Raw genomic sequence first — 22,986 nt, 5'->3', positions numbered from 1 at the left:
TGCCTTGCCGAGCAGAGAACCAAGAGTGTGTCAATGTTATGGCCGCCCAGCTCATTTGATCGGCCATGAGCGCATGGTTAGATCATTAGGTTCCGCAGCGCCATCCAGTCGTGCAAGGAAATCGTCGAGCGGGGTCAAGGTGTGTGGTTTGGCTGATTGCTCTGTCATGATGTCCAGGACCGCACTCTCGCGCATCGGAAGCGCATCGCTGATCAATGAGCGGTGGTACCACCACCACAGCATGGCCTCGGCGCACATGATTGCCACGTCGTTGTGTGTGCTGTGTTGCGCCAGTCGTTTACTACCTCGGCAAATTTGGTGTCTGCATGTAGTCGGCATAGCCCCTGAACGACGCATTGCGTCAGGCTCCAGTCGCAGTGGCCCTGTGGACGTGGCGCAGTCCGCCCAAGGCTTTCGCCCGGGGGTCGGTAATACCCTCTGAGTGCACACCGCCCGCGGGCTGCCTGCGGGGCCAGGAGATTCTCCTTGACCGCTTGAGCAGATGTGGCTATCGTCAAAATCAGGTGTTGCAAGCGGTGCATTTGCCCCAGCTCCGGCAGTGTTGCCCAAGGATTTAGCACTGTGGAGACGGGTTCCCTTATGTACCAGATGCGCTTGCAGCTGATCGGCCCGATTTCCCAGTGGGCACTACATACTGCAGAGCTGCAACCTTCATGGCCCGGGATCCCAGCAACTGCACGTTAGGCCGCTTCGATTCGAGCTGAAATCCGATGTGAAAGTGGTGTGAGATGGAAACGGTAAGCGACTTCGTGATTCAAAGAATTCAGGACTGGGGTGTGAGCCGGGTGTTCGCTTTCCCTGGGGACGGGATTGGTGAGTTTGATGGTGCTCTCGGCAAGGCCCAACGTAAGGGCCATGGACTAAAGTATGTCCGTCCCACCCATGAGGAGATTTGTTCGCTGATGGCCACGGCGTATGCCAAGTTCACGGGTGAGGTGGGGGTGTGCATTGCGACCTCAAGCCCGGGGGCTTTTCACCTGTTGAATGGGCTCTACGATGCGAAGATGGACAACCAACCAGTGGTCGCCATCATCGGGCAACAAGGCCTGCCGTCACTGGGGACGTTCACGCAGCAGGAGAGCAATCTTGAACGGACCTTGTCTGATGTTGCGGTCTATGTTCAGACCATCGTTTCACCGGAGCAGGCCCAGGCTGTAGTTGACACTGCGTTCCGAACGGCGCGGGTCCGGCTTGGGCCAGCGGTGGTCATTCTTCCCCATGATGTCCAGGGCATGAAGATGGCGGAGCTTTCCCCGGCCAACTGGGTATCGCGCTCCAGCGCTGTGGCTCCTTCGATTTCCATCGTTCCCCCTGAAGCTGAGATCGTGAAAGCGGCGGCCATCATCAATGCCGGAGCCAAGGTGACGTTCCTCGTGGGCCATGGCACCAACGGTGCAACCGATGAAGTCCTTGAAGCGGCACGGCTTGCTGGGGCTGGCGTGATCACTACGCTTCGTGCCAAGCAGGTGGTTCCTTCGGACGTTCCACACCACAGCCAGCAGCTGGGTCTGTTGGGCACCCGTCCGAGCATGCGCCAGATGAAGGATTGCGACACCCTGGTTTTCCTGGGGACCAACTACCCCTACAGCCAGTTCCTGCCGCCGAGCGGGCAGGCCAGGGCAATCCAGGTCGATCTGAAGCCGGAACAAATGGGGTTGCGTTATCCTACTGAGTTGAATCTCTGGGGCGATGTGAAAGCAACATTGATGGTGCTCATCCCGCACTTAGACGCGAAGACGGATCTTTCGTGGCAGGAAAACGTCGCCAAGGAGATGATCGAGTGGGAAAACGAGATGGAAGCCCAGGCGATGCTGGCCTACGAGGACGGCGTCAACCCGAGGCGTGTCTACCATGAGCTGAACAAACGCCTGCCCCCGCAGGCCATTGTCACGGCGGACGCTGGCAGCACTGCCGATTGGTATGGTCACCATATTCGCTTCCGCAATGGCATGATGGGGGATCTTTCCGGGCGTCTGGCAACCATGCTGGCGGCCATGCCGTATGCGGTGGCGGCAAAGTTTGCCTATCCTGAGCGGCCCGTCATCTGCACCATCGGTGACGGGGCGTTCCAGATGCTGGGGATGAACGAACTCATCACGATTAAGAAGTACATGAAGGAATGGGACAACCCGCAACTGATCATCATGGTCCTGCACAACAATGATCTGACCCAGGTGTCCTGGGAGATGCGCACTGAAGACGCCAATCCGGTGTGGGAAACGTCCCAAGACGTCGAATCCGTAGACTACGCCGGGTGGGCTGAACTGCTCGGGTTTCGGGGGATCCGTGTTAAGCACGACGACGACGTGGCGGCTGCCTGGGATGCGGCGTTCGCGCACCGTGGTATCACTCTCATCGATGCCTATACGAGCAGGAACGTCCCCCCGCTCCCGCCACACATCACGGCCGAGTTTGCCAAGAATACCGGTGAAGCGCTCCTGAAGGGGGATCCCTTTGAACTTGGCGTTATCCGTGATTCCGCCGAGGCCCTCGTGTCGGAGGGCATTGAGCGGGTCAAGGGGAAACTCCACATCGGCCAAGACAACAAGGATAAGGATAAGTAGAACGGTGGGTTGCTCCACAGGCCCGGGGGAGTACGGGGCCTGCGGACGCTGACCCCGGTTGGTGTTGGATTGGGGACTGGCCGGTGAGGGTCTGGGGGCAGGCTCGTTCACAGGTACGGCGCGTTAGACAGAACCTCTGCCAGACAGAGTGGCACGAAAGGATTGGAATCGGCATGCCAGCATTCTTCCCGTGGTGGGTGGCTGTAACTCACTTCCTGAACCTCTTCTTTCTCCTGTTGCTAGCCCGTAGCGGGCTGGAAGTGCTTTCTGCGTTCCCGAAGCTGTACTGGTATGACGATTGTCCGCCGGGTCGGGAATGGGCGCGGTTCTCGAAAAAAATGTATGGAAAGGATTCTCGTAAGCCGTGGTCGTCCCTGGATGAAGAGGAGGCCTGGAACCCGGTGGTCGCCCTGCCGGGGAAAAAGAACATTGGGTTGGGCAGGCATTGGCACTTCATGAGTGTCCAGTTCTGGATCCTGACCGGGGTGGTCTACCTAGTGATGGTTTTTGCCACCGGGTATTGGCACTACCTAATCCCCACGCACTGGTCCATCATCCCTGACTCCATCAAGTCCATCGGCACCTACCTCCACTTCCAAATCCCACCTAAAATTCCTGGGGAGCCGTTCGAACCGGCCCAAAAGCTGGCTTACTTCGTGATCATTTTCCTGCTGGCCCCGTTCCAGATCCTCACAGGTGCTGCCATGTCCCCGTCCGTGCTCGCCCGCTTCCCGTGGTACGGCAAGCTGTTTCACGGAAAGCAGGGTGCCCGCAGCTTGCACTTCCTCGGGCTCGTTGCTTTCGCAGTGTTCACGGTGATTCACGTCTCTATGGTGTTGGTGCACGATGTGCCGCGGGAGGCGGCCAGCATTGTGTTGGCAAACCCGGAGGCGAACGGCACCACAGCGATCATCATCGGCTGCGCCGGTTTGTTCTTGATCCTTGTGCTTCATGTGATCATTACTTGGTTTTCTCTGCGTTATCGCCGTCGGACGCAGCGACTGTTGGGGATTATGGTCAACCCTTTCGAACGGGCAATATCTAAATCATTCCTCTCGCGCCAGCGGTTCCGCAGCAGGGACATCTCGCCCTACTTCCGGGTCAATGGCTATCCGCCCACCAGCACAGAGTACGAACACTTGGCCCAGGACGGGTTCAATGGCTACAGTTTGCCGATCGGCGGACTGGTCCGTCATCCGGTGTCCTTGTCATTGGAACAGTTGCGGGGAGTGGGAGACCACTCACAAATCACCAAGCACAACTGCATCCAGGGCTGGACTGCCGTCGCGCAATGGGGCGGTGTTCCGCTGGCAAGCATCATTGACCTTGTTGAACCTCTGGAGAGTGCGAAGCATGTCGTGTTCTATGCCTTTGATGACAAAGGCCTGACCGAAGGCGAAGGCCGCTACGGATTCTTCTACGGCACCATCCCGGTGCATCTGGCCCGAAATCCACAATCGATCCTTGCACTGGAGATGAATGGGGAACCCCTGCCCATCGAACACGGCGCCCCTGTACGGGTCAGACTTGAAACTCAGCTGGGTTTCAAAATGGTCAAGTGGGTCTGTGCAATTGAATTCGTCGAAGACTATAAGGATATCGGCCAAGGTCAGGGTGGCTGGCGTGAAGACCAACAATTTTATGCCAATGCCGCAGGCATTTAAAACGCGTATTGAGGCATATCGGAAGTGAGGACGATTGATCATGGTGGAGACGAAGGAAAGCTGGCAGTTCGCACCGCACGTACTGCGGGAGTACGCGCTGATAGCCGACGGGGAACGTGGGATCCTGGTCGGGCCCAAAGGTGACTTTGTCTGGATGTGTGTGCCGCGCTGGGACTCCGATGCAGTGTTTTCCTCCCTGATAGGCGGGCACGGCAGCTACGCCATCACCCCCCGTGGCCGGTTCGTTTGGGGCGGCTACTACGAAGACGGGACATTGATCTGGCACAGCCGGTGGGTCACCGAGACCGGCATCATCGAATGCAGAGAAGCGCTGGCGTTTCCCGCAGAGCCTGGCCGGGCAGTGGTGCTGCGCCGGGTTGTGGCGGTCGACGGCGATGCTCACGTCCGCGTTGTCCTAGACCCCAGGGCTGGGTTTGGCCACAGCGGCCTCCGTTCCCTGACACGCGAGGATGGGATCTGGACAGGACGCACGGGTTCATTGCGAGTGCGGTGGCTAGGGGCCGACGATGCTCGCCCAGCCACCGGCAACGGATCACCGGCGCTGGCCATGGATCTCACTGTTCGGGCCGGTGAACACCATGACTTTGTGCTGGAACTCAGCGAAGGGGAGCTGCCCGCGGAACTAGTTGATCCTGACACGGCCTGGAAAGCCACGGCGGCTGCGTGGAAGGACGCGGTTCCCGAACTTGCCGAGACTCTTACTCCCCGAGATGCCCGCCACGCCTACGCGGTCCTGCGAGGACTGACAAGCTCCGGTGGCGGCATGGTCGCTGCGGCGACCATGAGTTTGCCGGAGCGGGCCAAACAAGGCCGCAACTACGACTACAGGTATGTGTGGATCAGGGACCAGTGCTTCACCGGGGAAGCCGTCGCGGCCGCCGGCCCGCACCCGCTGCTCGATGATGCGGTCCGATTCGTTTCCGAGCGGCTGTTGGAAGACGGACCCAACCTGAAACCGGCCTACACCACCCTCGGCGGTCCTGTCCCTGACCAGCGGATGCTTAAACTGCCCGGCTATCCTGGTGGATCGGATATCGCTGGCAACCATGTCAACGCGCAATTCCAGCTCGATGCCCTGGGGGAGTCACTGTTGCTGTTCTCAGCCGCAGCCAGCCACGACCACCTCGATGCCGACGGCTGGCGAGCAGCCGAGACAGCAGCTAACGCCATCGCTGCCCGCTGGCAGGATCCCGAGGCGGGGATATGGGAACTCGATGACAAGAACTGGACGGAAAGCCGACTCATCTGTGTGGCAGGGCTGCGGGCGATCAGCAACCACGGAGCCCCCAGCTCCCGGATGGGCGACTGGCTGGCTTTGGCCGAACGGATCCTGGCGGAGACGGCAGCCACCTCGACGCATTCCAGCGGCCGATGGCAGCGGGCCCCCGATGACGAACGCAACGATTCCGCACTCTTGTTGCCACCGATCCGGGGAGGGGTCTCAGCGGATGACCCCCGCACCCTGGCGACGCTGCACGCGCTGGAGGAAGAACTCGGTACCGACAACTTCCTCTACCGCTTCCGTCAGGGACCGGGCCCGCTGGAGGATGCCGAAGGTGCCTTCCTGCTCTGCGGGTTCACCATGGCCTTGGCCCAACACCAACAAGGACGGGAAGTCGAAGCCACGCGGTGGTTTGAACGAAACCGAGCCGCCTGCGGTCCCTCCGGCTTGTTCTCGGAGGAATTCGACGTGACCCAGCGCCAGCTGCGCGGCAACCTTCCCCAAGCCTTCGTTCATGCGCTCATGCTGGAATGCTCAGCACGGCTCGCCAAGCCGTGGGGAACAACCTAGAAAAACACTGCGGGGCGCTGCCAACGGTCAACACCGTTGGCAGCGCCCCATACTGCTCCCACGGTCCGCGGTTTCCTAAAGTCCGCGGTGGTGGCGTCGACGCAGGATGCTGACCGCCCTGACGCTAGCGACCAAGACAACACCCAATACCATCTCTGTCTTCCGGGCCGAACGTATCACCTGGCCCAGCAGGTTGGTGGTGTCCCCGCGCGCCCGAGCCGTGTGTGCGGCGAGTTCTTCAAGCCCTACCACCGTGAGTCGTCCTCCAACGACCTCTCGGTCGCGGGTGAAAGCCATCACGGTGTCCTCGCTCGCCCCCGGACCGAATCCGTGCATCAATTTCGCGCGCAGGGTCCTGAGACTTTCATCGGGTGTCAGTGCCTGGACCGCCACGGGGTTGACGGGTCCGGGCAGCCCAGCGAAGATGGAATGCTGGCCGGGAGTCATCGCACGAGCCTGCGTATCAACAGGCCCGCGAGCCCCAGACCGGCAGCTACACCCCCGCCGGTGGAAAGCCGGGCGTGGTGGGAGAACCACAGCTGGGGTGCATGGGAGTGCGCCCTGTCATCGAAGACGCCGTGGGCGCCGAAATCCCGGCCGTCGACTCCGTCCGCGGGCTCCCAGAGATTCTGGGGAGCGTCGGCGGGAGCTTTCTTATCGGTTTGCTGGGACTTGAACCCGGTCCGAGACAGATACAGGTCCAGCAGGGGTGCGGCAAACTTGTTGGCGAAGATGGTCACCACCGTGGACGCGCCGACCCAGTATTGCTTTCGCTGGGGGTGGTCTGCTGCGAACACCACGCCGCGGGCCGCGATCTCGGGCTGGTAGATCGGCGGCACGGGTTGGGGATGATTTGGCAGCCGTGACAGCACCCAAGAGAACTGCGGTGTGTTCACTGCCGGCATTTGTACGATGGTGATGTGTACGTCGGATTTATCGTGGAGTAGTTCCGTGCGAATCGTGGACGTGAACCCATTCACAGCATGCTTGGCTCCGCAGTAGGCGGATTGCAGCGGGATGCTCCGAGCCCCGAGGGCGGATCCGACTTGAACGATGGTGCCGTGCCCGGCCGGGACCATCCTGGAGAGTGCCACATGGGTTCCATAGACGAAACCCAGGTAAGAGACCTCGGTCACGCGTTTGAACTCGTCCGGCTTAATCTTCAGGAAAGGCGCGAAGACGGAGGTGAAGGCCACGTTGATCCAAACATCAATCGGCCCAAAAGCCTTTTCAACGGCATCGGCTGCCGCTTCTACTTGAGCGTAGTCGGAGACGTCGGTGGGGATGGCCAGGGCCTGACCACCGGCGGTCTCGACGTCTTTCTTTGCCCCGTCCAGCCCTGCCTGGCCCCGGGCGAGCAACCCTACCTTGGCGCCACGCCGTCCGAACGCTTGCGCCGTCGCCCGACCGATGCCGGCGCTTGCCCCGGTGATCACAACAACTTGTGGAGTATCCATGGGATGCCTGCTTTCTGCCAGCGCTGTGCTGGCACATGGTGGTGACTTATGGTTTTAGGGTTCCAAGCTGGTCCAGCTGACCACCCTGGCCGTCACTGCCAGGGCAAACTCGTTCGACCCCACCGCTGAAGATCGTCCTGGTATTCGGGCAGGGCCGCCGTCTTCAGGTCTGCCAGCATGCCTGCCAGGCGATCCGGTAATTGGGCGGCTCCGGAACCGTAGTGCCAAATCTCCCCGAGCGCCAAGTCCAGAAAATCGACAAAGTGGTATTGCGGGATCATCAACCGAACCACTGCGTCCGAGTCGGCCCACCGGCCATCGAGGAGCTGGCGGATGGCCAGGGGACGTAAGAGGTCGTGGAAGACATCCAGACACTGACACGCCGTGGCGGAGTTCGATTTGGCGTCCTGCGGGTGCCGTGTTCATTCCTGCTCCTTGCTGGTGATGGGCTGGTTGCTGCGTTCCTATCGCACCCGGAATTCTTCGATGTCGCTGCTACGCAGGGTCAGTCCGTTGCCCGGGGCTGAACTGTCGGGGGTGATGGTGCCGCCTTGGGGATTCAAGGTGCCGTCGAAGAACATTGTCTCGATTCGCACGTGGTCGTGGAACCACTCAAGGTGGCGCAGATTCGGTGTTGCGGCGGCGACGTGGGCGTGGAGGTGGGGGCCGCAATGCCCGGACACCTCGAGCCCGTGGGAGGCGGCAACGGCGGCGGCACGCAGCCATTCGGTGATGCCTCCGCACCGGGAGGCATCGATTTGGAGGCAGTCCACGGACTGCGCATCGCACATGCGGCGGAAATACACCAGATCGAACCCGTATTCACCGGCCGTGACGTCAGCGCTGATCGCATCACGGATTTCACGCAGCCCAGCCAAGTCATCCGAGGAGACGGGCTCTTCAAACCAGCGCACATCAAGATCGTTGGCAGCTTCCATCACGCGGATGGCTTGTTTGCGTGTGTAGCCGCCGTTGGCGTCGACGAAAAGTTCAACGTCCTCGCCGATCACGTGCCGTGCCTGGCGCATTCGGGCGAGGTCCCGTTCCGGTTCGGTGCCCCACGATTCACCAATTTTGATTTTCACGCGGGGGATGTGTTGCCCGTGTGCCCAGCCGCCCAGCTGGGTCTCCAATTGTTCGGGCGTGTAGGTGGTAAAGCCGCCGCTGCCATAGACCGGGACTTTGTCCCTGACAGCGCCTAGCAGTTTGTGCAGTGGCAGTTCCAGCAACCGTGCCTTCAGGTCCCATAGCGCGATGTCCACTGCGGAAATAGCGTAGCCAATGGCGCCCTGCCGGGCGCTGTTGCGCACCGCCTTGACCATTACCTCCCAGCAGCCACCAATGTCCAGCGCACTTCGTCCCGTGATGATTGGTGCCAGAACGTCGCTGACGACCTGCCCGCAGGCCGGCGCACCATAGGTCCAGCCCATTCCGGTAGTGCTGCCTGAGCTGATACGCACCAGCACCATGGTGGTCGAATCCCACGCGATGGTGCCGTCCGCTTCAGGACTGTCGGTGGGAACCGTGTACACCCTGGTCTCTATATGGTCGATGATGGCGTCCATCATGACCGGCCTCCTTGCCTTGCATGGTTGCCGCTGGTCATCCTGTCGGCGACTCGGGCCGCGATGGCCATGATGGTCAGCGCCGGGTTCGCGCTGCCTTCAGTGGGCAGCACGCTTCCATCGGTGATGTACAGGTTCGGTACGGCGAAGCTGCGACAGTCGCCGTCGACCACGCCGCTGTGTTCATCGGCTCCCATCCGTGCCCCCCCGACAAGGTGGGCATAGCGGTTGATGGTGATGACCTCATCCGCCCCGGCAGCCTGTAGGATACTCTCCATCACGGATTGGGCTGCCTTCATCAGCGCCCGGTCATTCTCGCACCGGGAGTAGTTGAACTGGGCCACGGGCAGCCCATGGCGGTCCAACTCACTGGAGAGGATGACCCGGTTCTCGGGCAGCGGCAGGAACTCGCACAGTGCCCCCAGGCAGGACCAGTGCACGTAGTCGCTCATGTACTGGCGTAACCCGGCGCCCCAGTGTCCTTGTGCGGCGACATGCTCGGCCCAGGTGATGGGCAGTGGTGACACCGTTTGGATCGAAAATCCCCGCTTGTAGTTTTTGCTAGGGTCCGTTTCGTAGAATTCTTCGGTGCTGACTTCCGGCGGGGGCGCCTTGAACATCCTGACCTCGTCATCGAAGCGTCCGGCGGTCTGCGGTGCTCCTTGAACCATCAAGTAGCGGCCTACCAAGTCGAAGTCGTTGCACAAGCCCTCGGGGAAGCGGGTGGATGTCGAATTGAGCAACAGACGGGGTGTCTCGATGGAGTAGCCTGCAACAACCACCGTCTTGGCCCGCTGGAAGCGTTGGCGCCCTTGCCGGTTGTAGTGCACACCGGTAGCCTTGCCGGTGTGCTGGTCCACCTCGATGCGGGTCACCATCGAGTCCGCACGGACCTCGGCCCCATGTGCCAGGGCATCCGGAATATGCGTAATCAGCGGGGAGGCTTTGGCGTTCACCTTGCAGCCTTGCAAACAAAAGCCGCGGTAAATGCAGTGCGGCCGGTTGCCGAAACGGCCGTTGCTGATAGCCACAGGCCCCACTTTGGCGGTGATACCGCACGCGAGGGCGCCCCGGAGAAACATGTCTCCATTGCCGGACACCGGGTGCGGACGTTGCGGGTATGAGTGAGGGTCCCCCCACGGCCAGCCCTCACCGGCCACCGGCAGTTCCGCCTCGATGTCTGAGTAGAAGGGCTTGAGGTCCTCGTAGTCAATGGGCCAGTCTGCCCCTACTCCGTCTGCACTGTTGATGCGGAAGTCACTGGGGTGGAAACGGGGGGTGTAGCCGGCGTAATGAATCATCGAACCGCCCACCCCGCGGCCGGAGTTGTTGGATCCCAGCGGCACCGGATCCGCCCCACCGATCACACGCGGCTCCGTCCAATACAAGTGGTGGGAACCTGCTTCGTCCGAGACCCAATCCTTCTCCGGATCCCAAAACGGGCCAGCGTCCATGGCCACAACACTCCAGCCAGCCCGGGCCAGACGCTGCGCCATCGTGGAGCCGCCAGCACCACACCCAACAATGACAACGTCAACCTCGTCGCTGTCATCAAATATGCGCATGTCATCACGCAGACGGTGGTTGATGCCGGGCCCGGCCGGCAGCAGCCAAGCCGATTCGTTACGTTCCCGGACGCGGTTCATGAGGTTCCCTTTCGCAGTGGGTCCTGAGCAGGATGGGCGTCGGCGACCTCGAACGGTTCCAGCTTGTTGACGCCGATATTTTTGTAGCCGCGTGGATAGGCGGGACCGGCGAATCCTATCTCTTCCCAAGCCCACGGGTGGGAGTAGAACGCTGTGCATGCGTAGCGGGTCCACAGACTCCACACCCGTAATGCCGGGATTCCATGCCAATCCTCGGCCCCCAAATCTTGGACTGCCTGAAGAATTGCTGTCTGGGTCTCCCACGCAGCCTCAGCAAAGGCACAACCGCTGTGCTCCATGGCATCCTCGTCAAGCGCGGACAGGGAGTCGCGCCACGATTGCCCGTCAGGTGCCATCCCTTCGTAGTGCCAACCGTCCGTCTGATCCTCAGCCAGCCGAGCATCAACCATGTTGACCACCGGCACCCGTGGCGGCTCGCGCTGGTCAAGCAACTGATCGCACAGGGCCGTGGCAGTCGCCTCCTCGGCGGCGTTAAAGAAGCGGATATCCGGCGGCATGCCCAACCGCGAAACGACGACGGCGCTCGTCACCTCATCCCAATGCTTTTCCTGGCCCATCACATCGAAACCCGGGAACCGTCCGCTCCCGGCATTTTCATTCAGCGGCAGCCCGCTCACTTTTCCCGCCTCAAAACCGCAGCCAGAATCCCCATCCCGCCCACCATCGTTACCAACAACGGCGCCATCAAAGGTGGCCCCATCTCCATGTTGTAGCGAAAATTCTTGAAGCCCCCAGGCTTTTGGTGAATGCCTCGTGCGTGCAGATAAGTCCCCTGCAGACCATTGGCAACGATAATCGCAGAGACCACAGGCAGCACGGTCTTTGCCAGCCGACGGCTAAATACCCCGGCGAAGCCCGCCGCTGCCCCTACCGGACCGAGGGCAACAGGAACCCACATCCACTTGTTGCCAAAGCTGGCGCTGTCGTGTTCAAAATAAATCTCAGCTGAGGTAACCAGGGCCCCAATAGCGCTCAAGCCCGCCAAACTCCGCTCGAAGCGCCCCGTCTCGACGTTCTTCACCATCCGGTCGATCCCATAGACAACGGCCGCAACATCGTTGGCCGCTTCACTGCGTGGTCGCTTAAACATTTTTCATCCTTCTTCGGTCAGTCAAACAAAGAAAATGACAGGTATCTTCATGGTCACCAGTCTTCGCAGCCAACTTCACAGCTAACTAGACCAGAACGGCCCTCTCCTAAAATGTCCGGGCTTTCAAGGAGTCCCAGACGAATTCCGAGTCGATTTCCTGATGACCTCGCCCCAACAACGGCTCCCGAGCCAAACAAAAATTCTGAGGAGTGCAGCATTGCTGTGGCACGGAATGCCAGTTGGCTCACACGATCCCGTCTCATGCAACCCACTGCAAGGGTCTTGGAATGAGCCAGTTCCTGCGACCCGGGGTCGTGCATCCCAGTGTTTGGGGTCTGGGTGAGCACTGGAAGTTCAGGGCGGCTCGGTAGCCGTTTCAAGCAGTCGCCTGCTTGTAGTAGCACGAAAAGATTCAGGATCGAACCTGAGGCGTCGATGACTCCCGAAGGGCAATCCGGCAGTTGCTGATTCATGGAACACGCCACTTTCCGCGGCGGCCACTCCATGGGTAATAGCAGGGCGGCCGGGGCAATTGCACTGTTTGGATCACCTTTTTTGACCATAGCCATATCGCGGCAGGCGGTCAAGGGATCGGCAGAACTCATAGAATGTCCTCGGTTAATACACAGAAAGTATCAAAGAATGGCGGGGGTTCCTCACGGGATACCTAAGAAAAGCCGCTAGCTACAGACAGGGGTGCCTTGTGTGCTGAAGTGGTGGGCCGTGGGTTAATACTTGGCACCCTGAAGACACCGTCCACAAGAAGCCGCTGGGCATAGCAGTCAGTAGAAGAGTTGCAGGAGCGGTTTTTGATTGGTTGGCTGCTGGGTTCCTCGGGTCAGGTAGCTTCGGTCGACGGCGCACCAGCGCGTCCATCCTGTGCAAACTCCGGGATCGGGGAAGCGGACCCCTTCTGCAACAACACCGTTGTCAGGGTGCTGGTGTTCGGACGGGAAAGTGACACCGCGTTGGCGCTGCAGGAATGTGCACGCACGCTAACGGTACAACCTGATGTGGTGCTGATCGCTGGGGTAGTGATCGCGAAAAAGAGCGAGCGTGCAGTCAGAACGACAATGATGACCCGACTATCGGATGAGGTGCTGGCTCCCAGAATATCTAAGAAGCCCGTCCGTGTGAGGAGTTATCGTGCTTTTTGCCGTGGAATGAGGAATCTGCGGATGATGATCAGAGCCGAAGCGTCAAGCGGGATGGCGACCAGGGCTCCGAGGATACCCGCCAGCGCCCCCGGGTGATAGCGGTAGTGACCACTAGAGCACCAGGGACGGAAATGGTTTGGTGCATGATCCTTGGAGTCAGAATGTAGGCCTCCACTTGCCTGTAGATCAAATAGTAGATGCCCACGATCCGTGCTGTCTGCGGTGAGGCGACCAGACACACCAAGATGATGATCACCGCTGAGGCGACTGTTCCCACCAGAGGAACGAGGGCACCAAGGAAGGTGAGCAGGGATAAAAGCAAAGGGACGGGCGCACTGACGATGGTCAAAACAACGGCGGAGAGAACACCATTGAGCACGACAAGGATCAGTTGTCCAATGACATAGCTGCTCACAGCCCCTGAAATGTCCTCGGCTACTTCAACAAATTTTTCCGTCGGCTCGCTGGCACCAGCTGATAAAGGGCCTTCTTCATGCCACGCAAGGAAATGATGAAATAGAGCGTGAGGACAACGATGAGGAGCAGCCCGGTCACGCCTCCAGCCACACCTTCGCCCACGGCCAGCAGTCCTCCACCGATGGTGACGAAGTTTTTTGGATCGCTGAGAAAGTCTCCGGTGCTCTTGACCAGCGCATTGACGTCCAGAAACCCGCCGAGCAGCTGCTGAATGTGCTTGACCCAGCCCCTTGCGCAGACCTGAGCCACAATGATGGGAGCTTGCTCGATTAGATTCTGGGTCTGCTCAATTATGCGGGGAATGACCAGAAAGAGAATACCGGCAGTGACAACCAACAGGCCTGCAAGGACGACGACGACAGCCGCTGGATGCGGTAGGTGTTTGCGTTCCAGCCAACGAATCACAGGATCAATGCCCAGAGCTATGAACAGGGAATCCCGATGTAGCTCAACACGGTGCTCAAAGAGGAGACCGTTCCCCAGATAAGAATCCCTGCGCCGACACCCAAGGTACCGACTAGGCCCGTGCGGAACGCCCTCATTTCATGCAGCTTTAGCGGGCACCAAATGATTTGGTGGAGCAGACCAATCTTGACGGACACCATTCCAGACATCAAGAGCGCTCTGGAGGGCCGCGCAATCGCTGACGGAACAGGGGAGACCGCGCTGACTTGGGCCTTCCCCGTCGTTGCGGGGGAGACATTGATCCTCACACTTCCCCTCCGCGGACGGCCCGATGGAACAGGAGCAGTCGGCTGGTTTCGAAGTCCACCGCAAGAACCACCATCACCAGCCGCAAGAGAAGACCGAGGATAGTCGCTGCCAGTAGCGGTGTGAAGTCTGCAGCCTGGTCACAACACCACCGTGAACATTCGGCAAATCAACGGATCCTTCCAAACCGTCCAGGTCAGCCTCGGCAGCCTATCGGGGTTACTTCGTGTGCACGGATGTGAGCCAGGTCAGAAAATGTTCCCCGTTCATTACCGGACTCACAGCATCGGGTTCTGGCGCGGCTTCGACACCCAGGCTCTCGCCCTGTTCCCGAACGAAGGGATCTGTGAGGGAGTGTTGTTAGTCCGCGCCATTTCCGGAACCATCACTTTCGTAGCGGTGAGCTCATTGAACCGCTGGACACTGCCAAGATGGGCTGGGACCGCCTTACGGTCCTGACTGTCCTTGGAGAATGTGGGACCGGGCCATCCTTCCGGCTCCTGGACACCGGGAGGCCCCATGCTCTGTCACCATGGGTGCGAGCTGCAGTGGGCGCTTTTTCTCGAGCCATCGCCCGTTTTTGGATTCAACAACGGACCGCCGGAGTTATGCTTCTTGCTCCAGGCGTGCGCAGGAAGGAAATGAACGGGACTAGTAGGTATATCGACGTGCTCGAAGATGATGTTGGCAAGACGACGGCCTACCGGCGGCACTCCAACTGTGGTGGCTTGCTTGGACCGGGCGCTCAATGGCTGCGGAGTTCGACTGCTCGGGGACAGTTTGGTGCTGACGGCTCCCGCATCCCCAGGCTAGAGCGTCTTGGGGGTCTTAGCCCACACTAGGACGACCCTTGGCCAAAGCTTCCGAATAGCCGTTTAGGCCCCGCTGCGATAGCGCGATTTTTCTTGCCCGTCCGATCTCCTGGCCCATACATTGGGGGTCACGGGCGATGCGGTCCGCCGCAGTCAGTGACCTAGCGGTGGATGAAGGATTAATGCATGAATGTAGTCATAGCTACAAGCACAGTTAATTGATTCAAAGCAGAGACGGGCTTTGGTTTCATTGCCCCTAATGAAAGCACGGCGGACGTCTTTGCCCACTACAGCGCTATCGATAGCTCCGGTTACCGATCTCTCGAGGATAACCATAAGGTTCAGTTTGATACTGTCCAAGGCTCCAAGGCTCCAAGGCTCCAAGGGCTCCAAGGCGGAGAACACCAGTCCAGTGTGACCAGATTCCTTCTACTGCCCACGCTCGAGTCAGGACGTTCGTTGCCCACGGTAAGGGCCAAAAATCTGATTTAGAGTATGTCAGGATCCTCCCTGGATTCGTTGAAGGGTCCTGACACATTCCATCTTTTGTCTGGATGCCCGACACCGTCAATTCGTTGGAGAAGATACTTCCGCCGTTAGGGGTCTAGGACTCGCCGGAGCTCACTGCGTCCAAGGCGCTGCCCTTCATAGGTCAGGTTTGCCGTGTTTGTCTAGCCTTCGCACCCGGTGCCGTAGCTCTGGCGTGCTATTTGTGAGCGGTGGTGGACCAGGAAGGACAAGCAGCAGATGAATTCGTCTTCGGACGGTGACATGACTTGAACGATGAGTTCTTCGTCGATAAATTCTGCTGAGGGGCCTTGGCTCTCTTCCAGGTCCTGAGTTTCATCGAGTTCCTGAACAGTACTAAGTATGTCGCAGGCTTGGACGGACTGGACCGCCGCTAGCAAGCTGTCCTCGGATTGCTTGACATCGGATGGTCACATGTCGTGGTCAGTTGACACAGCGGTCCACCTCATTTTCCAGGCACTATTTTTGGGGCACCAATGCCTGCGCACGTAGCATCCCCCACCATCTGGCCACTGCAAAGTGCAACAATTATCCGGGCTTCACCACACACGGCACCACCGGACTATACGAGAGGACACAGCTGGGGGACAAAGGATGGGAAGGTTCCGTCAGTTGTGGTATTCAGGACGGTATCTCGCCCGCGACACCTGCACCGCAGGGCCAGCGAAGCTGTCAACGCTCGGGGACTGCAGTGAGACAGGACTTTGCTCGAGGTCCCGGCGTGAAGGTTGGAAACCTCATGACAGGTCCCTGCTGCCGGTGGTGCCCCAGTGGAGGAGTTCGACGGACCGGTGCTCACTTCGTTGTTCAGCTCCCGGGAATCCTTGGTGTCCCGCGCATCCGAGAAGGAGTCGGCGGCCGGGCAGTGTCGCCACAGTAGCAAAAGCCTCAAGCAGGCCAGCCACGCGGGAGGGGCCTTCGGTGGTGGTGCCGAGGTCTAATTCGACGGGTCAGGACTCTTGACCAGCTGGTCAATGAGGAGTGCACCAGCAAGTGTCAATGAGCGATATTTGAGGAGGTTGAGTTCGATGAAGCGGCGCACCGCATGGCGGAACGGGGTGGCTGCGGCCGCTCGTTTGTATGCAGTCTTCGCGGCGATCTGGACGCGGAGGGATGCAAAGACGACAACGACGTTGATCATACTGGGGGTGCTGACAATCTTTGCCGCGCGGATCAATCCATCGGCGCCGCGTCTGCAGTCGATGGAATCATCACAGGGAATTCTGGGCGTGTTGCTCTTTATCTCGCCGTGGGTGCTTGCTTTCACCGCCATGACGGGAATGTCAGTCACTGCATGGGTGCGCGACATCGTTACAATCGGCGTCACCGCATTGGTGATGTCTGCGGGCATGAGGGCCGCGAGTGAAACCGCCAGCACCACGACCGCCCGTCAGTGGCAAGACCCCGACACCGCACGGTTGTCGGCCTGCAGGGGCGGATGCTGGGCGGTAGGTGACGGAATTGAAGGGTTCGGATCTATCCGGCCCCTCAACCCGATACCGGAACCATGGAGACCACAGACTGGAGGGCGCAGTGAGCGTAAAACAGGGGCAGGCAGGCTCGAGGACCGGTGACGATGCGCGGACGCTGATCTTGGATGCCGCCGAGGAGCTCATGGCTCACAACGGATTCAATGGCACCTCAATCGCCCAATCCGCCGGCGCTGCCAAGAAGTTGCTCTTTTATTACTTTCCCTCCAAGTCCGAACTGTTGGTGGCGTTGATGGCTGAAGAGCTGCCGGCCACGGCGTGGGATGTTGACTTACTGGCCATTCCGGGGGTCCTGCCGCCGGACTGATCGGCACGCTGGAAGCGCTACATCTGGCCGACCACAAGTCCTCCGTGCTGCGGATAATCCGTTGGCGTGCAGCCAGCACCCATCCCAAGGCGCGCCTATCAACTGCGCAGCTTCCAAAAGAGCCTCGAACACGACATCGCTGCGGTGTCGGTCAAGTGTTTGCCCGAGCGGGCCGATGTCGAACGGATCAAGACCTGCGCCGCGACCTAGGTTAGGGCCATATTCTCCTCAACCCTCGACGTATGGCGCTCAGACCTTGACGGGCTGCCCCGCCGCGGTATGGAGCAATTAAAAGCTATCGCCATCATGCTGGCCTCCAGCCTGTACGGACCTGACACCGCCTTGGCCCTAGGAACCCGGCAATGGCACGATGCCGGCGCGCAGCAAGACAACCTTTGACTACTGAGGAGCAGACTTAATGCCAAAAAGCCTATTTTTTAGACGTCGACGCTGCGAAGATTTCCCCGGTTCTGGAAGAGTTCTCTGTTGCTGAGGGATCCGGCTGCCAGGTTGCGGTGATCCTCTTGCCTCCGGGCAGGTCGCTGATGTGCAGGGACAGGTCCAGCCCGGCGGGTTCGTGACAGGGATCGATCCCGGTGGTGTCCATGATCTGCTCGACCAGCTGGCTGACGACACCCGCCAAGGCGCGTCCCCAGTCACAGGGATGCTGGCTTGAGGACTGCGCAACCACACTTATCCCGGTCCCGGGATTCGCATTATGTAGGGGTTGTTTGGATTCCAGTTCCATGTCAGAGCTCTTTCGGGGAAGGATGATCTATCTGGATATGGAATCCGCACTGGCACCGCAACATGGAGGCCAGGGGTGCACCATGTGGTTCTGCATGCGGATCATTGCTCGGTCTGGGCATCGGGGCTGCTAGGGGGTTTGTATCTTCCATGGGTTCGCCACAGTGGATGTAGTGTTCGCCAAACTTGAGCACTCCCGAACTGTCGCAGACGGCAGGGGTGTTCTGCAGGACTTTAGCGACGGCCTGCACACTGGCTGTGTGGGCGGAATAGGAATCGCAGCGCCCGCAACTGTACTCCACCTCCACCATCCCGGGCCTGCGTGGCTGGTGGGGTTGGAGGGATTCAATGATGAGGTCAGCGGACGTGTGGCACACGGGGCATTCCAAAGAATCTTCCACATCGACAATAAACTCATCAAGATTGTGTAATAAGGGATGAATCGCCATGACAAACTCCTACAAGCTTTTAGCCAGAATGAAAGGGGTGAACCCTGCCATTTGCTTAGGCAATAAACCACGAGGTTTCTCATCTCAAACTCTACAACCCCCATAACGGACTGTCCATGGACAACCACGCAGACAGCTTTGAGGTGTGTCAAGGATCTGGGACGTTGGTTAGTTTCTTTTTTGGTTAGGCGCCGCGCGTTGTTTGTGGTTTTGGGTAGTGAAGGTGGCCATGGCTGTTGCCGGCGGTAGTCCGTCGTTATGGCTGTGTGGTCTCCACCGGTTGTAGAAGGCCTCGATATAGTGCATGGTGGTCTGTCTGGCGGCCTGGCGGGTATCAAAGCTGTAGTGGTGGTAGAACTCGTTCTTCAGGGACGAGAGCGCTGATTCAGCCACGGCAATCCCAACACACACCGGCTAATCCCATCGACTGGCGGATATTATTTCCGGTACACCAAGCCCCCAGTTCGAGGGAGGTGTATTGAGCCCCTTGGTCTGAATTAAGCCGAATTCGGTTTAACAGCGATTATGCCGAGGAATCCTTTAAACCGAGTGACGGCTCTGCGGACCTGTGTTTCCGCGGATTCACATCTAGTTTCTCGGCTTAATGATTCGTGGATTATTGCTGTTGTCGAACTTTCATGTTTGGCAATGGTCAGGCCAGCCCTCGTGTGCGAAGCCGTCATGGGACGGGCGCGGCAGCCCATTTAGTGCTTGTTTCGCTTCGGTCAGCACGGGGACGGCGCTGAAGTCCGGGGTACTGCTCATACCTTTGTGATGGAGTTACTCCGTATGGGACGAAAGTGAGCCAGAATGTTAAGCCGAGGACTATATCCCTGATCACCGGAATGACGCGGTGAGGAGCTCGTCACTCGGTTTAACTGATTCCTCGGCATAATCTGAATGAAAAATTCCGTTTGCTTGCAGATGGCCCTGTCTCTGGCCATTTCCAGCGCGCTGACACAGAGGGAGGCGCGCATGTGATCTGCCATGGCCCAGCCGACGATCATGCGGGTGCACAGGTCGATGACGGTGGCCGAATACAGCCACCCCTCTCCCGTGCGCAAATACGTGAGGGCCGAGGTGCAGCGAGTGTGACACCGATGAGTTCCTCGAATACTCTGGACCTTTGGTTGGCGTCGCCTATTCCTGATTGGAATGCGACAGTTTCTCCCCCCGTGACGTAAAAAAAGAATCTCTCAGTGCGGCTGTGCTGCACGAATTCTTCTGTGAATGTTCGGGCGATGATTGATTGTAAAGTCGCGGTGGGTAAGGATCGAAGTTCAGGTCCGCAGTCCTACAGCCAGAAAGATGTTGCCCTGGCTGGGAAAACTCCTGACGGAGAAGACATTAGAGGCTCTTCAGAATCCAGAGTGTAGTTTCGGTCTGAACCCGCCGGATTCCAGCAAGGATCTGGCAACGTAGTTGGTGACGTTCCGGAAGCCGAGGGCAGAGCCGCGGAGGTGTTCCAATCGTCCATTAATCGCATATGCCGATGTTTGGGTTATGCCGACATTGTTTCAACATCCTTGTCACGAGCGGGTGCCAAGGAATTGGGGTCGGCATATTCGGGGATCATCTCTGTCGCAGAGTATAGGTCATCCATGAAGTACTAGCTGGCTTCACTATGTCTTCTAGCAATCTGGGTAGTCAGTGGATAGTGACTTTATCTAGGTATCCGCAACGGCGTGGGTCGGCTCGCATCTAACACCCGCGGCCGAGTAGGTGATGGGGAATGCAGTGCCCGAATAATCAAGGCTTTCGAAATCGTTCCTGACATTCATTCATACGCCCAAGTCCAAGATCCTCCCATGGCTCGAACCCCTCCAACTATGCCGACAAAAGCACAGGGAAACCTGTACAGGACAAGCGATTCCTCATCGAAGTCGGCATAACCCAAACATCGGCATATGCGATCAAATGCCGACATCGGCATTTAATCGCTTCGGTGGGGCCATTGGAGGTCCCTGGCCGGTCGAAGTAAGCGAGTATGTCGGCTGCCCTGCGTTTGAGTGTTCCACCCATCTTTTTCAGTTCCTTGAGGGCCGTAGGGACCCCGGTGCTGAGGGAGTCAATGAGGGCTTGCATGAGCTTCTTTCCCTGGGCTTGGTCTTTCTCCCGGTAGGCGGCGATCATGCGCTGATACGCACCCCACGTCGCTTCGACCTCTACATGCTTCTCCTCAGCAAACAGATCAGTGATTCGCTGTTGTTGCTTCTCGGTCAGCAACCCGTCACCGGTATGCAGCGTCAGCCTGGCCTTGTAGAGCGGATCCCCGGCCCGTCCCCGGTGCCCACACGTGCTCTGCTGCACCCGGCGACGGCAGTCATCGAGAGCGTCGCCAGCAAGACGGACTACGTGGAACGGGTCCATGACAGCAACAGCGGCGGGCAGTTCCTCGGCGGCAGCACTTTTGAACCCGGAGAACCCATCCATAGCCGCGACTTCCACCCCGTCCCGCCACGCTTGGGACCGTTGTTTCAGCCAGGTAGCGAAGACTTGCTTGGAGCGGCCCTCGACCATATCCAACAGCCGTGACGGGCCAGTCTTATCCCTCACCGGGGTGAGATCGATGATGACGGTGACGTACTTGTCCCCATGCCGGGTGTGGCGCCACACGTGCTCGTCAACACCGATGATCTTTACTCCCTCGAAACGGTGCGGATCATCGATCAGCACCCGCCGCCCTTCGGCCAACACAGCCTTGTTCGCGGTATTCCAAGACACGCCCAGCCCCTCGGCGACACGAGCAACGGTGAGGTGTTGACACACAATGCCCTCCAACGCCCATACAAGGCCACGGCGGGAAAGCTTCGATCTGGGTTCAGCCGCCTGGGACGTGTCTTGCCGCCAGACATGACCACACCCGGTACACCGATAGCGGCGGATCCGGACCAGCAAAGTCGTCGGCCGCCAACCGAAAGGTTCATGGCCGAGCTCCCGCGTCACAGTGTTACGCGGAATACCCTCACAGCCACACTTACGGCACCACTGATCCGTGGCCACCACACGACAGGCAATCACGGCACGATCTGCAGCAAGGAACTGCCCAGTCGCTTCCAAGCCAAGCCCGTCAAGGCCGCAGAAAGTAGTCAGGTCAGGGCATTGGAAGGTAGCGTTGAACACGAGGGCCTTGCTGTAGAAAACGAGATCTTAGACAATCTGATTCTCTACCAAGGCCCTCACCTACGCCCAAACGAGTTCCCCGCCCCGGAAACCACACACGGCAACCTGGACTACACCCTGCATTCGGAAGAGCCACATTAGACTCGGCAGGAGCAGTGAAATACGTCGAGCACGGTGTGCACTCCTGACCACATAGAAAGCCCTGTCGGCTACCCAGAAAGGGAGTCGTGTCCGAGCTTTGGCAGCAGTCAGAAATACCGGGCCGGAAATGTCCGGTGCGCGACCCCGTTGGACGGTGCTGACCTCATGGGAATTCGCAGCTGGTGAGGTTTCGTTATTACCTTTCCTCCAGTTTTAGTGCGATTCCTAGTGCGAAGAACGTGGGTGCCCAATGGCCAATAAAAATTCCCCACCTGTCTGATTGTGCTTTGGAATGGTCCGACCTGGCGCGGCTGACCAGCCACGAGCCGACGGAGAGCGCGATGGAGGCGAAACCCCCGGCGTAGGCGTACTCGCTCTTGATACCTGCGTTATGCAACATTTCGATCATGATGGTTCTCTCCATTCTACAAATTACTGGGCAACCTGACTCTGCCACAAGTGCACCTGTATTTGAAGGGGCATCCACTCAATGGGCGAGACTGGTTCACGCGGCTTGGACGCGACGAGGCTCAGCGCCCCCGCCACGACGTTTCCGGGACAACTAGTCACTCCAAAGGCCCGTTGGTCAGGGTTTTATCGGTCTTTTTGTTCTGTTGGCCGGGCTTGGTGATGGGCTAGACCGTGGGAACGCCGTTCTTCCTTCATCTCAGCCTCAAACAGGTGGCGTTTCCCGTCCACCAACTGCTGCCGCACCATTGATTCTGCTTCCTTGAACGCTGAGTAATACCCATCGTCGTAGTCCTCGACTATTTGGAACGTCCATCGACCGTTGATGACATTACGGCCAACAATTCGTTGCTCCAAATTCGCCGCTAATGACTCAGCCCCAGCTTCACGGAGAAGATCAACAGCCTCACCCAACGCCAAATCTGCCTTACCGGAAAGACGATGAAACCCGTAAAGATAGCCCCTGGCATGCTCCACCACCTCCAATGCTTCCGAAAGCTTTCCCAAGGCTTGTACCGTAGCGTCGCTCACCCCAGCCCTCCGCTGGTGGCTGTCATCGGGTCCGTCATTAGTATTTAAAGTCGCCATAGTAAGAAGCATATGCCTCCAAATCTCAGATGCCAGAGCACGAATTTCGCGTCCCTGCGACAGCTTTTCCAGCGGGGAAATTGGCACGCGTGTGTAGAGGTAACAACTCCAGGGGCACTTTCACTTTGTCCTAGGCGAGGAATCCGG

Annotated in this window: 20 protein-coding genes and 4 pseudogenes; 7 read left to right on the top strand and 17 right to left on the bottom strand. The window is 59.0% G+C overall.

Annotated elements, in window-relative coordinates; all coding sequences use genetic code 11:
- Nucleotides 1-51: 51 nt before the first annotated feature.
- Entirely contained in the window at nucleotides 52-267 is a 216-nt protein-coding gene (locus ABIB48_RS03140) for a hypothetical protein (RefSeq protein WP_354211935.1), read from the bottom strand.
- 482 nt (nucleotides 268-749) lie between these two features.
- Between ABIB48_RS03140 and ABIB48_RS03135 the strand changes: the two genes are divergently transcribed.
- The 3 genes from ABIB48_RS03135 to ABIB48_RS03125 all read left to right on the top strand — a co-directional run bounded on the left by ABIB48_RS03135 (nucleotide 750) and on the right by ABIB48_RS03125 (nucleotide 6,062).
- Nucleotides 750-2,585, top strand: a complete 1,836-nt coding sequence (locus ABIB48_RS03135; protein WP_354211933.1) for a thiamine pyrophosphate-requiring protein — start codon at nucleotides 750-752, stop codon at nucleotides 2,583-2,585.
- Nucleotides 2,586-2,758: 173 nt separating this feature from the next.
- Nucleotides 2,759-4,249: a molybdopterin-dependent oxidoreductase gene (locus ABIB48_RS03130; RefSeq protein WP_354211931.1), complete on the top strand. Its 1,491-nt coding sequence runs from the start codon at nucleotides 2,759-2,761 to the stop codon at nucleotides 4,247-4,249.
- Between the two features lie 40 nt (nucleotides 4,250-4,289).
- Nucleotides 4,290-6,062 carry a glycoside hydrolase family 15 protein gene (locus ABIB48_RS03125; RefSeq protein ID WP_354211929.1) on the top strand — a complete coding sequence of 591 codons (1,773 nt, stop codon included), beginning with the start codon at nucleotides 4,290-4,292 and terminating at the stop codon, nucleotides 6,060-6,062.
- A 75-nt stretch (nucleotides 6,063-6,137) separates the two neighbouring features.
- Here ABIB48_RS03125 and ABIB48_RS03120 read toward each other — a convergent pair whose 3' ends face one another.
- From ABIB48_RS03120 to ABIB48_RS03085, 8 genes and pseudogenes are all read right to left on the bottom strand, one after another.
- Nucleotides 6,138-6,509 (bottom strand): hypothetical protein, encoded by a 372-nt coding sequence (locus ABIB48_RS03120; protein ID WP_354211927.1) that lies wholly within the window; start codon nucleotides 6,507-6,509, stop codon nucleotides 6,138-6,140.
- Entirely contained in the window at nucleotides 6,506-7,519 is a 1,014-nt protein-coding gene (locus ABIB48_RS03115) for an SDR family oxidoreductase (RefSeq protein WP_354211925.1), read from the bottom strand. Before ABIB48_RS03115 ends, ABIB48_RS03120 begins: the two co-directional genes overlap by 4 nt.
- 92 nt (nucleotides 7,520-7,611) lie before the next feature.
- A pseudogene (locus ABIB48_RS03110) lies at nucleotides 7,612-7,896 on the bottom strand (DUF2254 family protein); the annotation flags it as partial.
- Between the two features lie 87 nt (nucleotides 7,897-7,983).
- Nucleotides 7,984-9,087, bottom strand: a complete 1,104-nt coding sequence (locus ABIB48_RS03105) for an enolase C-terminal domain-like protein (RefSeq protein WP_354211923.1) — start codon at nucleotides 9,085-9,087, stop codon at nucleotides 7,984-7,986.
- On the bottom strand, nucleotides 9,084-10,730 hold the full coding sequence (locus ABIB48_RS03100; RefSeq protein ID WP_354211921.1) for a GMC family oxidoreductase: 1,647 nt from the start codon (nucleotides 10,728-10,730) through the stop codon (nucleotides 9,084-9,086). Before ABIB48_RS03100 ends, ABIB48_RS03105 begins: the two co-directional genes overlap by 4 nt.
- A complete protein-coding gene (locus ABIB48_RS03095) occupies nucleotides 10,727-11,368 on the bottom strand; it encodes a gluconate 2-dehydrogenase subunit 3 family protein (RefSeq protein WP_354211919.1) in 642 nt (213 codons plus the stop codon). Before ABIB48_RS03095 ends, ABIB48_RS03100 begins: the two co-directional genes overlap by 4 nt.
- A complete protein-coding gene (locus ABIB48_RS03090) occupies nucleotides 11,365-11,841 on the bottom strand; it encodes a hypothetical protein (RefSeq protein WP_354211917.1) in 477 nt (158 codons plus the stop codon). Before ABIB48_RS03090 ends, ABIB48_RS03095 begins: the two co-directional genes overlap by 4 nt.
- 1,185 nt (nucleotides 11,842-13,026) lie before the next feature.
- Nucleotides 13,027-13,880: pseudogene (locus ABIB48_RS03085) on the bottom strand (AI-2E family transporter).
- A 1,367-nt stretch (nucleotides 13,881-15,247) separates the two neighbouring features.
- Here ABIB48_RS03085 and ABIB48_RS03080 point away from each other — a divergent pair.
- Nucleotides 15,248-15,397, top strand: a pseudogene (locus tag ABIB48_RS03080) (cold shock domain-containing protein); the annotation flags it as partial.
- A gap of 272 nt (nucleotides 15,398-15,669) precedes the next feature.
- Here ABIB48_RS03080 and ABIB48_RS03075 read toward each other — a convergent pair.
- Nucleotides 15,670-15,906, bottom strand: a complete 237-nt coding sequence (locus ABIB48_RS03075) for a DUF4193 family protein (RefSeq protein WP_440147692.1) — start codon at nucleotides 15,904-15,906, stop codon at nucleotides 15,670-15,672.
- A gap of 594 nt (nucleotides 15,907-16,500) precedes the next feature.
- On the opposite strand from ABIB48_RS03075, the gene ABIB48_RS18030 reads away from it, so the two are divergent.
- Together ABIB48_RS18030 and ABIB48_RS03060 are read left to right on the top strand one after the other, a co-directional pair.
- Nucleotides 16,501-17,100, top strand: coding sequence for an SPW repeat protein (locus ABIB48_RS18030; protein ID WP_502914096.1), 600 nt, complete (start codon nucleotides 16,501-16,503; stop codon nucleotides 17,098-17,100).
- The gene (locus ABIB48_RS03060; RefSeq protein WP_354211913.1) at nucleotides 17,060-17,323 is read left to right on the top strand and encodes a TetR/AcrR family transcriptional regulator; all 264 of its coding nucleotides are present in this window, start codon (nucleotides 17,060-17,062) and stop codon (nucleotides 17,321-17,323) included. Before ABIB48_RS18030 ends, ABIB48_RS03060 begins: the two co-directional genes overlap by 41 nt.
- Nucleotides 17,324-17,753: 430 nt before the next feature.
- Here the strand turns inward: ABIB48_RS03060 and ABIB48_RS03055 are convergent, their stop codons facing one another.
- Nucleotides 17,754-18,071 (bottom strand): hypothetical protein, encoded by a 318-nt coding sequence (locus ABIB48_RS03055; protein WP_354211911.1) that lies wholly within the window; start codon nucleotides 18,069-18,071, stop codon nucleotides 17,754-17,756.
- A gap of 172 nt (nucleotides 18,072-18,243) precedes the next feature.
- Between ABIB48_RS03055 and ABIB48_RS03050 the strand changes: the two genes are divergently transcribed.
- Nucleotides 18,244-18,501, top strand: a complete 258-nt coding sequence (locus ABIB48_RS03050; RefSeq protein WP_354211909.1) for a hypothetical protein — start codon at nucleotides 18,244-18,246, stop codon at nucleotides 18,499-18,501.
- A gap of 186 nt (nucleotides 18,502-18,687) precedes the next feature.
- Here the strand turns inward: ABIB48_RS03050 and ABIB48_RS03045 are convergent, their stop codons facing one another.
- The 6 genes and pseudogenes from ABIB48_RS03045 to ABIB48_RS03020 form a co-directional block, all read right to left on the bottom strand.
- Nucleotides 18,688-18,912 carry an IS3 family transposase gene (locus tag ABIB48_RS03045; protein WP_502914090.1) on the bottom strand — a complete coding sequence of 75 codons (225 nt, stop codon included), beginning with the start codon at nucleotides 18,910-18,912 and terminating at the stop codon, nucleotides 18,688-18,690.
- Nucleotides 18,913-19,155: 243 nt separating this feature from the next.
- Nucleotides 19,156-19,284: a hypothetical protein gene (locus ABIB48_RS03040; RefSeq protein WP_354211653.1), complete on the bottom strand. Its 129-nt coding sequence runs from the start codon at nucleotides 19,282-19,284 to the stop codon at nucleotides 19,156-19,158.
- The gene (locus ABIB48_RS18025) at nucleotides 19,281-19,583 is read right to left on the bottom strand and encodes a DDE-type integrase/transposase/recombinase (RefSeq protein WP_502914089.1); all 303 of its coding nucleotides are present in this window, start codon (nucleotides 19,581-19,583) and stop codon (nucleotides 19,281-19,283) included. The genes ABIB48_RS03040 and ABIB48_RS18025 overlap by 4 nt, the downstream gene beginning before the upstream one ends.
- 850 nt (nucleotides 19,584-20,433) lie before the next feature.
- A pseudogene (locus ABIB48_RS03030) lies at nucleotides 20,434-21,642 on the bottom strand (ISL3 family transposase); the annotation flags it as partial.
- Between the two features lie 337 nt (nucleotides 21,643-21,979).
- Nucleotides 21,980-22,192, bottom strand: a complete 213-nt coding sequence (locus tag ABIB48_RS03025; RefSeq protein WP_354211905.1) for a hypothetical protein — start codon at nucleotides 22,190-22,192, stop codon at nucleotides 21,980-21,982.
- Nucleotides 22,193-22,377: 185 nt separating this feature from the next.
- Nucleotides 22,378-22,839: a hypothetical protein gene (locus ABIB48_RS03020; protein ID WP_354211903.1), complete on the bottom strand. Its 462-nt coding sequence runs from the start codon at nucleotides 22,837-22,839 to the stop codon at nucleotides 22,378-22,380.
- Nucleotides 22,840-22,986 lie beyond the last annotated feature (147 nt).

This window comes from Arthrobacter sp. UYCu511 (assembly GCF_040547105.1).
GTDB classification, from domain to species: Bacteria; Actinomycetota; Actinomycetes; order Actinomycetales; family Micrococcaceae; genus Specibacter; species Specibacter psychrochitiniphilus.
Note: the sequence above shows the minus strand (reverse complement) of the source record. Positions and strands in the feature narration are given on the sequence as shown.

Coding starts and splice junctions, on each gene's coding strand:
- ABIB48_RS03135 (WP_354211933.1), top strand. CDS start 750: ATGGAAACGGTAAGCGACTTCGTGATTCAAAGAATTCAGGACTGGGGT.
- ABIB48_RS03130 (WP_354211931.1), top strand. CDS start 2,759: ATGCCAGCATTCTTCCCGTGGTGGGTGGCTGTAACTCACTTCCTGAAC.
- ABIB48_RS03125 (WP_354211929.1), top strand. CDS start 4,290: ATGGTGGAGACGAAGGAAAGCTGGCAGTTCGCACCGCACGTACTGCGG.
- ABIB48_RS03120 (WP_354211927.1), bottom strand. CDS start 6,509: ATGACTCCCGGCCAGCATTCCATCTTCGCTGGGCTGCCCGGACCCGTC.
- ABIB48_RS03115 (WP_354211925.1), bottom strand. CDS start 7,519: ATGGATACTCCACAAGTTGTTGTGATCACCGGGGCAAGCGCCGGCATC.
- ABIB48_RS03105 (WP_354211923.1), bottom strand. CDS start 9,087: ATGATGGACGCCATCATCGACCATATAGAGACCAGGGTGTACACGGTT.
- ABIB48_RS03100 (WP_354211921.1), bottom strand. CDS start 10,730: ATGAACCGCGTCCGGGAACGTAACGAATCGGCTTGGCTGCTGCCGGCC.
- ABIB48_RS03090 (WP_354211917.1), bottom strand. CDS start 11,841: ATGTTTAAGCGACCACGCAGTGAAGCGGCCAACGATGTTGCGGCCGTT.
- ABIB48_RS18030 (WP_502914096.1), top strand. CDS start 16,501: ATGAGGAGTGCACCAGCAAGTGTCAATGAGCGATATTTGAGGAGGTTG.
- ABIB48_RS03055 (WP_354211911.1), bottom strand. CDS start 18,071: ATGGAACTGGAATCCAAACAACCCCTACATAATGCGAATCCCGGGACC.
- ABIB48_RS03040 (WP_354211653.1), bottom strand. CDS start 19,284: ATGAGCAGTACCCCGGACTTCAGCGCCGTCCCCGTGCTGACCGAAGCG.
- ABIB48_RS03025 (WP_354211905.1), bottom strand. CDS start 22,192: ATGATCGAAATGTTGCATAACGCAGGTATCAAGAGCGAGTACGCCTAC.
- ABIB48_RS03020 (WP_354211903.1), bottom strand. CDS start 22,839: ATGGCGACTTTAAATACTAATGACGGACCCGATGACAGCCACCAGCGG.